Below are 16209 nucleotides of genomic sequence, written 5' to 3'. Positions count from 1 at the left end.
TACCAACCTAATTCCTTATTCAATGAAATATATCTTTTTGTTATTAGCGGGCTTGTTATTACAAGCCCTTCCCCAAACTGTTCATGCCCAGTATAATGACCCAAACGGGATCAGTGTGCCGAAAATAATCCCGCCCAGCCCTACGTCGCAGGAGTTTCAACGGTTCCTGGGCTATTCTGCGGATGGTTCCACCGGTACGGTCAATGTTTCTATCCCGCTTTATACCATCAGCTTGCCAGGTATTAATATTCCCCTGTCATTGAAATATAATACCTCGGGCATCAAAGTAAGCCAATCTATCGGCACCCTGGGCTATGGCTGGTCCCTTTTTCCAGGCTTTCGGATCACGAGGACCATCATGGGAAAATCGGACAATATGTACCGGACAAACAATATCCAAACCCAGAACCAGGATGCCGATTATCTTTCCCAGATTTCTACGCTTTCAGGTGGTGAAATTCCGACAAATGGTATCGACGGACAGTTTGATATTTTCACGGTTCACCTGCCTAATTACAACGGCAGTTTTATTGTACAATGGAACGGCAGCGCCTTTTCCGCGGTTTCAGTTCCTGCAGCCCCGATAAAAATTACACCTGTAAACAGTTCTGACCTGAGTTATGGATTTACGGTTACCGACGATAAAGGTATCGTTTACGATTTCGGACTGGTAGGTGGAGCCGTAGAATATGTTAACGGGCCGAATACGGACATTACTTCCTGGATGCTCAAAAGTATTAGCTTACCCGGCCAAAACAACGCGATAACATTTCAATATCAAACATCTGTCGCGAATGGTCCTGCAATAGCGCCCAACCAGTATGAAACCATATGGGACAATTTCACAACGATCGGGGTTGATTTCAGGATGACCTCCGATCTTTACGGGATCCCCGGAGGTGCCGACCTCGGCGCGCAATACGGCAGTGAGAATGTTTCAGCAGGTTATGACAGCAACGGGACCGAAATGACCCTTTCGACCATTACATTTCCCGGAGGAAGCGCGAAGTTTACTTACAGCACCGTTGTTAATCAGGGGTATTTGCAAAACATCAAGATCTATAACAGCGATCAGAGCATTATCATAAAGAACATCGATGTTTCCGTAAACAGTACATCAACGAACCTTGAATCAGTAAATATTAGTGGTCAGGGCACCTACAAAATGCAATACCGCCCGCACCTTCCTGCTTATAATATTTTTGACCAGGACCGCTGGGGATATTTTAATAATAAGGGCAATACCACAATGATTCCGGCAATGACGCTGCCGATGATGTTAACTAATCCGAGCACCGGTAACACTACAGTTTATCAGGATAAGTATTTTTCGGGGGCTAATAAAGATGTCGATACGACAGCCATGATGGGTAACAGCCTGCAGCGCATTACTTATCCGACCGGTGGCTGGAGCAATTTCTATTTTGAGCCACATGCTTTTCTGCATAACAATGTTGCAAATTATGGAGGTGGCCTTCGGATCAGACGAATCGACACTTACGACCCTGTCTCGGCCAAGACCATCACCAAAACCTATGCTTACGGTACAGGTGAATCCGGTATGGCTGTATTAAACAGTTATCCCGAGGATGACAGCTTCCTGGATGTACGCATGTTGTATGCATCATCTTCTGGTCACGAGGCAGAAGGGAGCGTTCGCAGGGTAACGGTAAACAGCCAGTCCAGGTACCGGTATTTCAGCATGAATACCAGTATCTGGTATGATGTGGTAACAGAATACAGTGACGGCGGTAAAACCATCTATTATTACAAATACCTTCCTAACGACGTTTATTTCATCAGCAACCTGGGTCATAACCTTGATTTTCTGCAAAACCTCAACAGTTTGGTTTGTCCGGCACCTGATCTGGTTAAAAAGGAAGTTTATAAAAACAATGGTTCCGGTTATACCTTACTGTCAGAAGAGAACTATCATTTTAACTCATATGATAATAACGGCCCGCTCAGCTCGTACGTACAGGGGTTAATCGTGAACCCGGCGGCAAATATTGTCGCGGATAGCGGCCAGGGATTAATAGCAGATAATAAATACTGGAGCAGTGCCTATTCTATTTATAATTATTGGTTTCAATATGCTACTCCGACGCCGGTACCTTTCCTGGTCGCTCCCTACAAGATCAATACGCTAGCAAATGTATTGATGGATCAAAATAAAGTAGATTATCAGAATAACGGAACGATTACACAAACGACTGTCAATGATTATGGGGATATAGGCGCCCCCTATAATATGACACGTCAAACGGTCACAGCCAGTAATGGCGATAGTTACCTAACCAATTTCTATTATCCGACAAGCAGCAGTATCCCTAACCTGACCTCGGCTCAGCAAACGATGGTTAATACTTTAAAAACTAATAACAGGTTAACCACGCTTGTCGAAAGAACATCATTTAAAAACAGTACCATCCCGCTAAGTTCCATGCTTTATAGTTATGCCGATTGGGGTAACAACATTCTTAACCCTCAAACCGTGTATACCAGCACCGCTGCTGCGGCTTTTGACCCGAGGTTACAATTCCAGGGATATGATAACAAAGGCAATATCCAGAGTGTATCAAAAGATGGTGGTTCTGCAACCTGTTATATCTATGGATATGGCGGAAATTATCCGATTGCCCAGATCAGTAATGCAGATTACAATACGGTAGTGACAGTACTTGGCGGAGCGAGTGCTGTTCAAACTTTTCGCGACAATGTATCACCGACAGATGCTGCTGTAAATGCTTTCCTTGCGCCGCTCAGATCCGCGTCCAGCCTGGCTGCGGCACAGGTCTCCACTTATACTTATGTGCCATTGGTAGGTATGAAGAGTGCTACAGACGCCAAAGGTCAAACCACTTATTATGAGTATGACAGCTTTCAGCGTTTGATGAACATTAAGGATAAGGATCAGAATATCGTCAAGCACATCGATTATCATTATCAAAACCAGTAAACCTTAAAACATAATCATCATGGACAATCTCCATATCACCATAAAACTAAAGCTCAGGCAGCTTTATGCTGCTTTGTGCTTCATGCTCTGGGGCATAAGCGCTCAGGCACAAACACTGGTAACGGCTCCGATGACAGGAACACCCACAGCGGGTTCATACTATAGTTACAGCAGCATCACGCTGAGCCCGACCTTCAGCTTTACGGCAGCTTCGGGCAGCAGTTTGAGCCTGTATATAGCCAATCCTGATTGCCAGCCGCTGAACTCGTCCTTCAGCGTAAGTCAAAATTATATCCTGACCTCGGTTCCCCGCATCAGCGGTTTTAAGAATGCGGGTACAGGCGTAAACACGGGAGATTTTGCGAGCCGGGGTACCTGTGAACTGATGCAGACCGTGCAGTATTTCGACGGGCTGGGCAGACCGCTGCAAACAGTACAGGTAAAAGGTTCGCCTTCAGCCATGGATATTGTTCAGCCCTTTGCGTATGACCAGTATGGCAGGGAAGCTCAGAAATACCTGCCTTACTCGGCTACCACAGCCAATGGCAGCTATAAGACTGACGGGGTGACAACGGGGCCGACTAATTTCTATTATCCGGGAGGTGCGGCGGTATCGGGGAGCCAGCAAAGTAACGGCATAGTTTATAATTCATCCCCCTGGTCATTGACCAATTTTGAGCCCTCGCCATTAAACCGGGTGACAGAGCAAGGAGCGCCAGGTCCAGACTGGCAACCTATCACAGGTAATACGACGGGACATACGGTAAAGCTGGATTATTTGACGAATAATATCAATGCTTTCAGCGGAACAGACACTGCATTGAGCAGACAGGTGATCCTGTATAGAGCGGATATCAACAGCGACCAGAGCCGCACGCTGAATTATGGAAACACGGCAGGTAACTATTACCAGGCTGGACAACTGTCCGTAACAGTGAGCAAGGATGAAAACTGGAAGAGCGGCAGGGGCGGTACTACCGAGGAATACAAAGATAAAACCGGACATGTGGTTCTGAAACGGACATACCTATTCAGCGGCGGGGCATTGCAACAACTGTCGACTTATTATGTATATGATGACCTGGGAAACCTATCTTTCGTTCTACCGCCGAAAAGCGGGGCTGATGCGGGCATTACCAGCGCTGCTAATATAACCACCCTGAACAACCTGTGTTACCAGTACCAGTATGACAGCCGTAACCGGCTTGTGCAAAAAAGATTGCCGGGCAAGGACTGGGAATATACTGTTTATAACAAGCTTGACCAGGCTGTAGCTACGCAAGATGGCAACCAGCGTTTGACCAATCAATGGACTTTTATGAAATACGACGCGCTGGGACGTGTACTGTGGACAGGAACCTGGAATAACGGAGGAACGGCAATCACGAGAAGCGGCGTACAGGCAGCGGTGACCAGCTTCAGTGGAGCACTATGGGAAAGCCGGCCATCGGGTGGATATCCAACCAATGTGGCCTGGCCAACAACTGGGTTTCAGGGAACTTTGACGGTGAACTACTATGACGACTATACATTTGGCGACTTTGCTTCACTGCCTGCGGCTTATGATTACCGGGCATCGGCAAGTACGATGACCAAAGGATTGCTAACCTGCAGCAAGACTTGGGTAACGGGCAGCGCCGCGGTATTGTATAAAGTGTCGTACTATGATGATCTCGGGCATTTGATCAGGACCTGTGGCGAACATTACCTGGGCGGAACTACCGCGATAGCAAACCTGAATAATTATGATGTAATCGACAGTAAATACGATTTCAGTAATAATGTAACTAAAACAACGCGGCAGCATTTTACGGTAGCTAATGCCACCATCCCGTCTGTAACCGTGAGGGATACGATCCTGTATGACCACATGAACCGTAAAACACAAACGCTGGAGTCGATCTGGAACGGAAGCAATACGCCGCCAGCCTATGTAATGCTCAGCAAACTGGACTATAACGAGATCGGGCAGTTAAAGAGCAAGGGGCTTCACAGTGAGAATGGCGGAAGCTCCTTCTTGCAAACGGTAAATTACCGGTATAACGAGCGGGGCTGGCTGCAATCTTCACAGGCCGGGCTGTTCAGTGAAAACCTGTATTATAATAAGCCTACCGACAATACGTTCAGCAACCAATATAATGGTAACATCTCGGAAATGACGTATACGAAGACAGGAGCCTCAAATGTGGTGTTCAAATACGGCTATGATCAGTTGAACCGGTTGCTAAGCGGAACCTCGGCAGGAGGAAGCACCATGGGTGAGCAGCTGAGCTATGACCTGATGGGCAATATCAATGCATTAACGCGTACAGGGCCGAACCCGGCCACGCTGGTATATGCCTATTATAACAGTAATGCCAGTAACCAGCTCCAAACGGTAACCAACAGTGGGGCTGCATTCCGGAGCTATGCTTATGATGCCAACGGTAACGCGACAAGCGATGGCGGCAGCAAAACTATCGCTTACAACCTGTTCAACCTGCCGCAAACAGTAACACAGGGTGGCACGACGCTGGCCAGTTATGTTTATGATTATACAGGTCAAAAACTGAGCAATACGGAGAGCAATGACAGATGGGATTACATCAATGGCATCGTTTACAACGGCACCACCATTGCCAATGAAGCGATCAGTTATATCCAGACAGAGGAAGGACGAGCGGTTCCTAACGGCAATTCCTGGAGCTATACGTATAACCTAAGCGACCACCTGGGTAACGTACGGCTATCATTTGACAAGGACCCATCGGCAGGCACGGCACGCCGGGTCCAGGAGGACGAGTATCATCCCTTTGGGTTGAGGAATTCGGTTTATAACTATTCCAACAACAACCGTTATCTTTATAACGGGAAAGAGATTCAAACGGACCTGACAGATCAATACGATTATGGCGCGAGGTTTTATGACCCTGTAATTGGACGTTTTACAACGGTTGATCCACTTGCAGAACAAGCCAGACGTTTCAGTCCCTATAGTTATGGAGGGTTAAACCCGATTCGGTTTGTAGACGTTGATGGGATGTTTTTCGACGATTACCTAATTCGTCAAGATGGTACTATTCATAAAAAAACTACTGATGATAAAACAGATAGTTTCTATCTTGAAACCTCTTCGAAGGAGGAAGGCAATAACGTTATAAGGTCTTATGCAAAGGTTGCAACCTTAGATAAAAACGAGAACGGATTAGACCAGCTTCAGGACATCACCTACGATGGAAAAGACCCAAGTACATCTTTCTCAATATCTGTAAAGGATGGCAATGAAGAAAAAGCATATATGCGTGGCGATGCTGTAGCTGCATTAATTGGTGCTGCATCCGACGCGAATGTTAGTAATCTTACAGTAGTCCAATTCAGCTTAGCTGACGGTTCGTCACCAGATCCAAGCGTTTCTCATAAGCAAGGCAAAAATGGTGATTTGCGCTATGTAAATACTAATGAAGATGGCGCTGCTACAATGGTAGGCGCGAAAAACTTGGATCTGGAAAAACAAACAGATCTGAACAATGGCTTATACAAATATGGTTGGAAAGATATGGTTTCTGAAAGACGGCCTGATGGTACCTTGTTACCACATACGAAATCGGCAAAAGAGAGTCATATTCACTCAAACCATAAAACACACTTACATTTGCAGGGCTTTAAACCTAAAGTAGTTAATTAACATGAAATCATTAATAATAGCAGTTGCATTACTATTAACACAGTTGGATATCCTTCATGCTCAACAAACAAAAATGCTGGGCACTGGAGTTGTCTTTGCTAAAGACGAATTCAAGGATATCAAAGTACTTGAGAACAATGGCTCTTTAAGTTTAAAAATAAGCCAAACGGCTGGCGGTGAAATAAACGTAATCTATGCCAGACGGGTACAACAAAATGAAGTACTAAATAGCATAAAGTCGTATTATCCCTATTATTCAATCAAACACGACAAATACAAAACTCCCTTACCTAAAGTATCGATTCGAGCTTTTTATCCTGATGAAAACGTTGTTGTGTTTGATGCAATTAAAAGCCGAGGTGGTTATAAAGTCTTTGTAAATGGAGCTTGGAAAATCGTAAATCCGACCAAAGGCATTGAGTATCAGGATTGGTGTGTTTACATGAAAAGGATCTACGTTAAGGCTGACAAGCAACATCCGCTTTACAAGGAAGCTGATAACAAGTCACCTGTAGTTAGTGATAATAAAGAATACAGCTACAAGGTATTGGAAGTAAAGGGCGATTGGATCAGAGTACAGTGCTCACAAGAGTGCGAGGGCTGTCCTGAAAATAAGATTGTAAAAGGCTGGATAAAATGGAAAGACAAAGAATCGATAATCATCGATCTTTACTATGCTTGCTAAATGCTAACTGATAAATTAGATACAAAGAGGCTGTATCATAAATCAACTGATACAGCTTTTTTTTATTGTCTGATAGTAGGATTGAGTTTTTTATTGAATTGAGATTTTGAGCGAGGCCTCCCGGGTTGAAAAAGGGTTAAAAGAGCCATTTTTAGGCTGCTTTTTTCCTGAGGTTTTGTGCGATAGCAACCAGTCCCCATTCAATCTCCACTTTTTCTTCACCACGAAGCAAAAACCTTCTGAACCCGTGGTTTTGTTTGATATTTCCGAAAGTTGGCTCTACGTCGAAACAGCGTTTTTTTCACCGCGCTATTCCTTCTTCACTGTTTAATTAGCTAAAGTAATTGATTAAACCAAACGGGAAGTAATAAAATCAATATTTTCAAAATCGCATGAAATTTTGCTATGGTCGATATTATCACTGCACCATTTAGCCGGTGCTTCCGAAGATATCCTTGACGGAAGTTCCCTGGCAAGAAGGCATTATAATTTATGATAGTGGGCGTTATTGAGGTTATCAATTTGAGATCCGGGCTACAAATCGATAGGATATTCTTCGTTTTGCTTAATGCTGCAAAACAAAATTCGCGATATAAGCCACACAAATAAGGCCGAGTGAATAAATCAGCATCAGGTAAAAAGTGCCGCCAACCTTTCGGTAATTAATATTTTCAACTTTCAGCGCGAAAACAAAAAAGATTATATGAGGTATAAAAGAAGGCCATCCGCAAGTTGACCCTGCTTTCGACGACGATCCTCGGTAGCATAGGCAGCTACCCCACATTAAGCACCGTACTTACCGTAACCTACTATGACGACTATGCGTTCAACGGCAATCCTTATACCGCGTTCACCAATTCATCGACCACCGGGGTAACAGGGCTCTCAACAGGCTCCAAAGTGGCGGTACTGAACGCTGACGGCACCATAGGACAAATGCTATGGACTGTACATGGCTACGATAACTTCGGCAGGGAAACTATTATCGTCAAGCAGCACTATAAGGGAGGCTCGGCAGGGTATAACACGGGGAACATGGACATTACCACCACTACCTACAACTTTGACGATCAAATCAATCACAGCACGTTCGCTCATATCCTCGCCGGTATAAGCAATCCGAAAGTCGGGGTCGGTACCCAATATTACTATGACCACATGGGGCGGCAACGGCAGATTTGGAAAGTGATCTGGGATGAGTCGCTACCACAGCCCGGCGGGACGCTTATCAGTCAGACAGACTACAACGAGCTTGGACAGGTAAAAACGAAACACCTGCACAGTCCGGACAATGGGGTAACTTTCAAGCAGGATATTAACTACACGTACAACGAACGAGGCTGGCTATCGGCCATCAATAACCCCAGTTCGCTGACCGCTACACAGCTTTTCGGGGAGCAACTTACCTATAATAGCGGAGCCTCTCCTCAATATAATGGCAACATTGCAAGCATGACATGGCAAACAACTGTGCCGACAGGGCTTGGGCTAACCCAGCAATTGCAAAGTTATGCTTATTACTATGACCAATTAAACAGGTTATTGAATGCAAATTATACGACAACAGGGGCAGTCGGCAAATTCAATGAACGACTGGATTATGACCCGATGGGAAACATTAACCATCTGTGGCGTACCAATACGACGACTGCCGGTACATACCTAAACGCCTTTACCTATGACTACACCACTGGCGGCGCTGGTAACAAATTATGGGGTGTGACAGATGCGGGTACAGCCGCACAGGCTGGAACCTATACCTATGATGGCAATGGCAATGTGACGAAAGATACAAAAAATCAAGTAACTGCCATTGCCTATAATCGATTGAACTTACCCGCGACCGTAACCCGCACACCGGGCAATATCAGTTATGTGTATGATGCTACGGGCGAAAAACTGCAAAAGATAGCCGGGGGCATTACGAGAGAATATATAGACGGGATAGAATACAACAACGGCACTATAGAATTTGTCAGAACAGAGGACGGCCGCGCAACACCGAGCGGCAATACTTACTTATATGAGTATTACCTGAAAGATCATCTGGGCAATACGCGGGCTGCGATCAGGCAGGACGGAACGATCAGCCAGGTACAGGATTATTACGCATTCGGCATGGACATGAATCCCGGCAATTCTTATTCCGCGTCTCCGCTGAATAATTACAAATACAACGGCAAGGAGAAGCAAGAAACCGGTGATTACGATTATGGTGCGCGGTTCTATGATCCTGGTATTGCACGATGGACGAGCATTGATCCTATGTCCGAAGTTAGCAGGCGATTTAGTCCCTACAATTACGGTGAGGATAATCCGATTAGAAATATCGACCCCGATGGGATGATTGTTGCAGATGTTGCTCCTAATAGTGCCGTTCCTGTAGAAACAGCAAGTTTTACCTTGTACGGGGATGCGGCAAGGAAATTTTTTGATCAATCAAAAAATTCGAACAAAAAAAAGAAACATGATCCTTGCTGTGTAATAAAGAAAGATCATGTTGCCACCCGCAAACCCAATCTAATATTTATTAGCAAGAACAGAACAGTTTTAAAAGAATGGCCTGATAAGAAGGCACAGGAAGCATTTACACGGCGAACCGAAGAGGCTTCGTCTTGGGCTGCTATTATAATGGGCATGGGGGACGGAGTAGGGAAACCTTCTTCTGAACCTTTGCCAGAGCCTGCTTCTGAACCTCTATCGGAATCGAGCCAATCGAATACCCCAAGCACCTCTACCAGTAATGAAGAAAAACCATATATTAACGCCGGAAAGCAAGGAAAGCATATTGAAGGGCACAATAACTACATCCAGGGTAAAAGTATATTAACAGGAGATGCTGAAGTGCTATTAAACAATTATTCTGATGGCAATGTAAAGTCGATTCAAAAAATCGACGACGTCAAAACAAGGGTAGATTTTGGCCAAAATATTGGATATTATATCGATCCCGTAACCAATACAGCACAGGCTACAACAAAAGGAATAGTAATAACAAGTAAAACCGGGGCACACATTGTGCCGGCAAGACCATAACATTATGACTAAAACAGACGTGAAAACTTTATTAATCGCTTCAGGGAAACGCGCAATAGTAGGAAATATTTCGCCGGCAGTTAGAGCGATTGCTATCGGTATAAAAGACGATCAAATCCTACAGATTAAGTGTTATCTGGATGCCATACCTAATGTCTCCGATTACGAACGATTAAGCGACATTTCTGCTGAAATTTTAGGAGATATAGATTTAAACGCAACAGAAGAGATATGTGAATATGACATTAGACCCATAGCTGAGCTCGATCAACTATTTGGTTTTATCTACGTGAAATAACAAAAACACTGCAATAACTAACCATGAGGCACTCAAATTGAATCATTATTAGCTAAATTTATCACAAGAAGTCACTCTTTGAGTAGTGTGACGATATTTGTATTTATAGGCTTCCTACCTCTCCGGGGGTGTTGTAGGAATTCTTTCTCTAAGAAAATCAAGCATGATACAAATACTTTTGTCGCTGTTTCTGCCAATATTAACAATTATCCAGTTGATGCATGGACATTAGCCTTGGTGGAAATATAATTTCTAATGCGACCAATGGGTATGGTAAATAGTAATATTTATAGGGGCAAGGTGTTTACTTCAATCAAATGCCTTAAATAAGACCGCTACAAATATACTTGCCTTTTTTATAGGTTAATTTTTATATCGACTACGACTATTCGTTGTGGATAGTGGAAGAACCATTTGGATTGACCCCACTTCGCCAATTTCGTTTGCATTCCTAACTGTTTGATTACAATAATGGAACGTAGTCAAAGTCAAATCGGCCTATAGGGGTCAATATGCTGTGGTTTATCCACCTTTACCTTGCCGAGCCTTTTTGCAGGAAAAATGCATGTGCTGTTGTTCCGCAAATGGCAGAACCGGGTCAAAGGCAGGGATTGGTACGACCTGGAATGGTATATCCGTAAAGGTGTAAAACTTGACCTGGGGCACTTCCTTTTGCGAGCGAAGGATAGCGGTAACTGGACCGAAGGAACGATCACCAAAGAACAGTTTCTGCAACTCTTGGGGGACAGGATCAACAGTGTGGATTTCGATAGCGTTAAGGATGATGTGGTACGCTTCATTGCAGATGACAGCGTTTTAGAAATCTGGGGGGCGAAATACTTCAGCGACCTCATCGCGAATTTGAATGATATAGAGGTTGTCTCATAAGACAGCCTTTTTTTGTTTTAGGGTGGATTTTATGTAACTTAAAGACATGAGAGGTAAGCTGATCTTTAAGGAATACGATCCGGACCAGTTGACGTTTTTACAGTACAAACCGGAAGAATTAGTACCAACAGATCATCCTGTTCGTATTGTTAAACAGGTGGTCGATGAGGTGGATGTGAAGCCGATCAACCGGAAGTATAAAGGCGGGGCATCGAGTTTTCATCCCAGATTAATGCTGAAGTTTATACCACTCCTTGCTTTAACGTATCGTTTATAAGCGCTGAACCAACTAAAACTTTGTTCTCCTATCGCCAGAGCAATGTTCGCCCGGCACCGCTTCCCTGTTTTTCTATACTGCTCATGTAACCGTCTTCGGGCCCCATTAATAATTGCGCCTCGCCTTTAAATAAACTGATCGTCTTATCGATTCCATCAGCCGCCCTGACAGCGCTGAGGGTGTGTAAGGACTGATTATCCTTTAAAACAAAACCTCTGTTAAAAAAAACCGCGTAGAAATACGGAAAAAAAAATTTGAGTATTTCTACGCTATAAAGCGAATGATCTGTGCCCGTATTTTGCCTGTAACCTATACGAATAACACCTACATCTTCTTTTTAAACAAAAATTATTAAAGTTTATGGCAACACAACACCTGGCAGGAAAATCAAGGCAACATGCCTCATTTGCCCACGACAATGCACGCCGCCATGGCAAAACCAGCTTTAACCAGCGGCGTTCCCACCTGGGACCAAGAACAATCGGAAAACCGGAGATCTATGAACTATCCATTAACCGGATGGAGACATTCGGAAATCCGGACGGTGCCCTGCCGCAGCAGGTAACCCTGCTTCGGATCAATCCCGGCAATCCGGGAAGTGACTTACTGTTCATGGATCATATACCCGTGCCGCGTGAGGCCTGGAGTTACGACAGTCATGATAAAATACTCCGCTGGCAGGGCGCTTTTGGCGGGGGCCAGCTACATATTAATCATAAAACACAGGGAGCAGTAGGCGTGATCGGCCATTCGGCGAACGCGGTGTCTGTGAACGCTACAGCCACTGCAAACTTCAGTTGTGACGTCGCCCTGAATTGCGGCGCGAGTTATATTACAAGCGGTGGAAGCGTGGTAGGGTTTCAGTGGGATATCAATTCAGCCGAATGGAAAAATGCGCAATGGGTTCCGCAACGATTGAACCTATCTTATACGGAAACCCCAAATGGTCCGATCCTGCCCCCGTCGTTTACCTTTCAGTTCGAAGACACGCAAACACAAGCGATACCATGGCAGCCAGCCGCGGGTACCTTTTCGCCCAGCATCAGCCTGAACAATCAGATGCAATGGGTATTGACATTCAAATCAGCGGTTGCCCCTCCTGAAGATGTAAACCTGCCCAGTACCGGACCGGACAGCGTTTATCCCTATTGGCTGCAGTCCGTAGAAGATACTGCGGCGATCACCATCAATGGAGTCATGGAAATTGACGATCTTGCCCCTAACGGGACCCTTGTCGGATTCAGCGGGAAACGGGTCATGCCGATGGTGGCCGGATATTACCAGACCAGCGTCAAAAGTGCTCCATTTGCTATATTTAAAGGTAAATTATATTTGAATGGAAACATTGTTCCGGGCACGGTTGCAGGAGCTGACCACATCAGCTGGAGTAACCTGGATACCATGCTGCAGCAACGACTTGGCTTGCCCAAAAACGGGACGCTGCACTTTGATGCACGCGGGAATAGCGGCAGGATCAAGGGAACCAGCATCGCTGCATATCGTTTGACCGCAAGTGCGGCTATTGACCAGATCGCCATTCATGAAGACCTGCATCAGCATACGCACCGGCATATCCTTGCCCTTAAAACCTCGCTGGCCGACCAATCTCTTAATATTTACGGACTGCTCCCGCTTACACCTTATGTACAAAACGCGCAGGGAGCCTGGGGGGATGAGGTTCAGGCCGCTGTTCTGAATGACATGTCGACGATTATGAACTCTTTTGTATCGAGCGATATCTGGGGCTTATTGTTTCCCAATACGCCACAGCCGACCTTAAGCGGCAAACTTGCGGAAGTTGCCAATTCTGCTGTACCGGGCGTAACAGATCCGACCGCATGGTACAAATCCCTGGGCACGGCCGTCATGACGCAGGGGATGGCCGGAGGCGCCGACGAGAATTGCAAAAACATGAACGGTCCGCGGGCAGGAGCCTGGCTGAGGGAGCAGGTTGCCAATTCGGCGGTATACCAGGCACATGCCCAGTTACTTTTCCAGTATGAATGGGCGAACCTGAATCCTTCCATCAACGATTACCTCAACGACCAGATCGTTAACAATGAACAATATCAGACCATCATAGCAACCCAGGTAGCAGCATCTATTGCTGATATCCGGCAAAACGTTGCCGTAGACAGTTCATCGCCGCCGGACCTGATCAAAACATTGACAGACCAGGTGCAGGCGGCAGGGGATTTTGCACAAACCGCCATGCTGTACTGGGCATTTGCCTATTATACCTACAATACCGCCCCGGCCATTCTCGCTAATATTGCCCTGCAAATGAGCATCAACACCGGAGGTACCGATGGCACTGCACTGTCCAGGCTATTCCAGCAGAATATTACCGTACTTACCTCCCTTGACCCATCGGGGTTCTTCGCCAGGCAGTATAACAGTACAATAAACACGTTCCTGGCAACTAATATCCTGCCGAGCATGTACGGTTTTACCGGTGATACCGAAGACTTCAGCCTGATCAAGGAATATCTTCAAACATTCGTCAACCAAAACATCAACAACGAAGACCAACAGATTGCACAGGCGGCGGCCCAGATACAGAACATCCTTAATGATGAAAACGCAGATAAAATCCTGCAGGACAGCATCACCGCGCTCCGGACATTTTCGGGTATTGTGCAGGATGCCATGGCATTGCCCTATATCGCCCAGAAATGGTCGACCTGGTTTTCCCAAAGCTACCCCAAATTCGCCGCGGCAAGTAACCTCTTCGGCAGCTTATTGATCGGCGGCATCAGCACGATGTGCGTGTTCAACCTGATCCAGCAATACAAAAGCTGGGACAAGCTGACAGCGGCACAGCGTACACAGATCGTATTGGATTCGGTACAGCTTGGTTTACAGATCGTATCAGCGGTTGTTAAACGGGGGATCCGGATCTATGCCATATTTAATGTCGATGGCATGACCTTCTGGCAAAGATCAGGCGCTATAAGCCGTATTATGATCGAGGGCGAAGCTACCCAGCTTAACCAGGGCCTTATGGAAATATCCAGCACAACAGCGCGGTGGCTTGGCGACACGGCAGGTGTTATGGAAATGCGCCAGGAGGTCGCCATGTTGATGACTATCGGTGAAAACGACCTTGAGCAGGTATCGTGGACCGTGCGTATCTTCGGCAAAAACCTGGATGAATTTATCGCCACTCGCCTTGGCCCTGTGCTGATCCTGGCGGGAATAGGCTTAAGTATCTATTTTATGATCACCGGTGAAACAGGCGTGGCCCTGGCATCGGACATTATCAACGTGATCAGCGGGTCGCTGACCTTATTCTCGATGGTGGGCGGCTGGCTCATCGAAGGCGGGATTATTGCGGCTGAAGGAATTATGGCGAGCGTGATAGCGGTAGCCGGGCCCTTGGCCATAGTGGCTGCCCTGGTGGGTCTGGGGCTGATGATCTACATGTTATTCCAGAAACAACCAGACCCGGTAAAGGAATTCGTTGACAATTATGTGCGGCCTGCGGGCTTTTACGTTTCGTCGGCATGCAGCAGCATCGACTACGTTATACCCTATGCTTTATCGGAGGGAAATAAACTGCTGATGCTCGGGTTTTCCTTAGCCGCCGCCGGTCAGGTACTGGTTTGCAATCCCGATGGAAGCATCGCCCTCGGTAACCAATCCAATCTGCCGGAATGTGTTTGGAAGACCGACACAGATAGCCTGGGTATGAGCCAGATTGCCACACTTGTGCAACCGGCAGCTGCCAAAGGGCCTGTCGGCGTGATGCTGAGCCTGATGAGTGATTACTCCGTGTCATTTCAACCCAGGATGACACCGGCAGCTGCGGGTGCCACAAATACCGCGGCAGATATAACCGTATTAACGCAAACCTGGCTGTCAGCCCCCATAGGAAATGCAACGACAACAAACAACGATACCGCGCTCGTTTCGCTGGGCCTGACCCTACAACCCGTTTTCCCGGACACCAAAGGCAATTATGCTCCTGCGCAGGCCAAAGGATATCTTGTACAACAGGGTACCTCGGTGAGTTACAGCGACGGAAATTCAGGAACGCAATTTACTTTGAACATGGAAGGTATTGCGCCAAATTTTGTAAAAATGGCGGATATGACCTTTTATCTCAATACAACACCGTTGAAACAGCAAACCTTTGGGCCAAGCTTCGGGCTTACACCAAGTACCCCGCTAAGTTACAGCGCCATTAGCGGGCTTCCTGACTTTCTTTCATTTGACGTGGCGACGGGAACGCTGGCCCCTAACGGCGGCAAAGCCCTCACCGCGATGAGCCAACAGTATCAGATCGCAATGTCAAATCCTGTCGGAAGTGGCAGTGCAAATTTCACGATTACTGTTAAAGCCCCATCCGGTTTATCAGTTTAAATATCAGGCCGGCCTTCAACCGGAGGCCGGTTTTAAT

General features: G+C 46.1%; 8 protein-coding genes and 1 pseudogene. 8 read left to right on the top strand and 1 reads right to left on the bottom strand.

What is annotated here, in order from left to right; translation table 11 throughout:
- The first annotated feature begins 22 nt into the window (after positions 1-22).
- Genes MusilaSJ_RS24090 through MusilaSJ_RS24080 form a run of 3 tightly spaced genes read left to right on the top strand, consistent with a single transcriptional unit; the run spans position 23 to position 7308 of the window.
- The gene (locus MusilaSJ_RS24090; protein WP_274987311.1) at positions 23-2959 is read left to right on the top strand and encodes a hypothetical protein; all 2937 of its coding nucleotides are present in this window, start codon (positions 23-25) and stop codon (positions 2957-2959) included.
- 19 nt (positions 2960-2978) lie between these two features.
- A complete protein-coding gene (locus tag MusilaSJ_RS24085) occupies positions 2979-6623 on the top strand; it encodes a DUF6443 domain-containing protein (protein WP_274987310.1) in 3645 nt (1214 codons plus the stop codon).
- 1 nt (position 6624) lies between these two features.
- Entirely contained in the window at positions 6625-7308 is a 684-nt protein-coding gene (locus tag MusilaSJ_RS24080) for a hypothetical protein (protein WP_274987309.1), read from the top strand.
- 151 nt (positions 7309-7459) lie between these two features.
- On the opposite strand, the pseudogene MusilaSJ_RS24075 reads toward MusilaSJ_RS24080, so the two are convergent.
- Positions 7460-7606 (bottom strand): annotated as a pseudogene (locus tag MusilaSJ_RS24075) (transposase); the annotation flags it as partial.
- Between the two features lie 434 nt (positions 7607-8040).
- Between MusilaSJ_RS24075 and MusilaSJ_RS24070 the strand changes: the two are divergent.
- From MusilaSJ_RS24070 to MusilaSJ_RS24050, 5 genes are all read left to right on the top strand, one after another.
- On the top strand, positions 8041-10344 hold the full coding sequence (locus MusilaSJ_RS24070) for a polymorphic toxin type 50 domain-containing protein (RefSeq protein ID WP_274987308.1): 2304 nt from the start codon (positions 8041-8043) through the stop codon (positions 10342-10344).
- Positions 10345-10348: 4 nt separating this feature from the next.
- Positions 10349-10642, top strand: a complete 294-nt coding sequence (locus MusilaSJ_RS24065) for a MafI2 family immunity protein (protein WP_274987307.1) — start codon at positions 10349-10351, stop codon at positions 10640-10642.
- Between the two features lie 510 nt (positions 10643-11152).
- Positions 11153-11530, top strand: coding sequence for a nucleotidyl transferase AbiEii/AbiGii toxin family protein (locus MusilaSJ_RS24060; RefSeq protein ID WP_274990480.1), 378 nt, complete (start codon positions 11153-11155; stop codon positions 11528-11530).
- A 46-nt stretch (positions 11531-11576) separates the two neighbouring features.
- Positions 11577-11807, top strand: a complete 231-nt coding sequence (locus MusilaSJ_RS24055; RefSeq protein ID WP_274987306.1) for a transposase — start codon at positions 11577-11579, stop codon at positions 11805-11807.
- Between the two features lie 360 nt (positions 11808-12167).
- On the top strand, positions 12168-16172 hold the full coding sequence (locus tag MusilaSJ_RS24050; RefSeq protein WP_274987305.1) for a hypothetical protein: 4005 nt from the start codon (positions 12168-12170) through the stop codon (positions 16170-16172).
- Positions 16173-16209 lie beyond the last annotated feature (37 nt).

Source organism: Mucilaginibacter sp. SJ (assembly GCF_028993635.1).
In the GTDB taxonomy this organism is placed as follows: Bacteria; Bacteroidota; Bacteroidia; order Sphingobacteriales; family Sphingobacteriaceae; genus Mucilaginibacter.
Note: the sequence above shows the minus strand (reverse complement) of the source record. Positions and strands in the feature narration are given on the sequence as shown.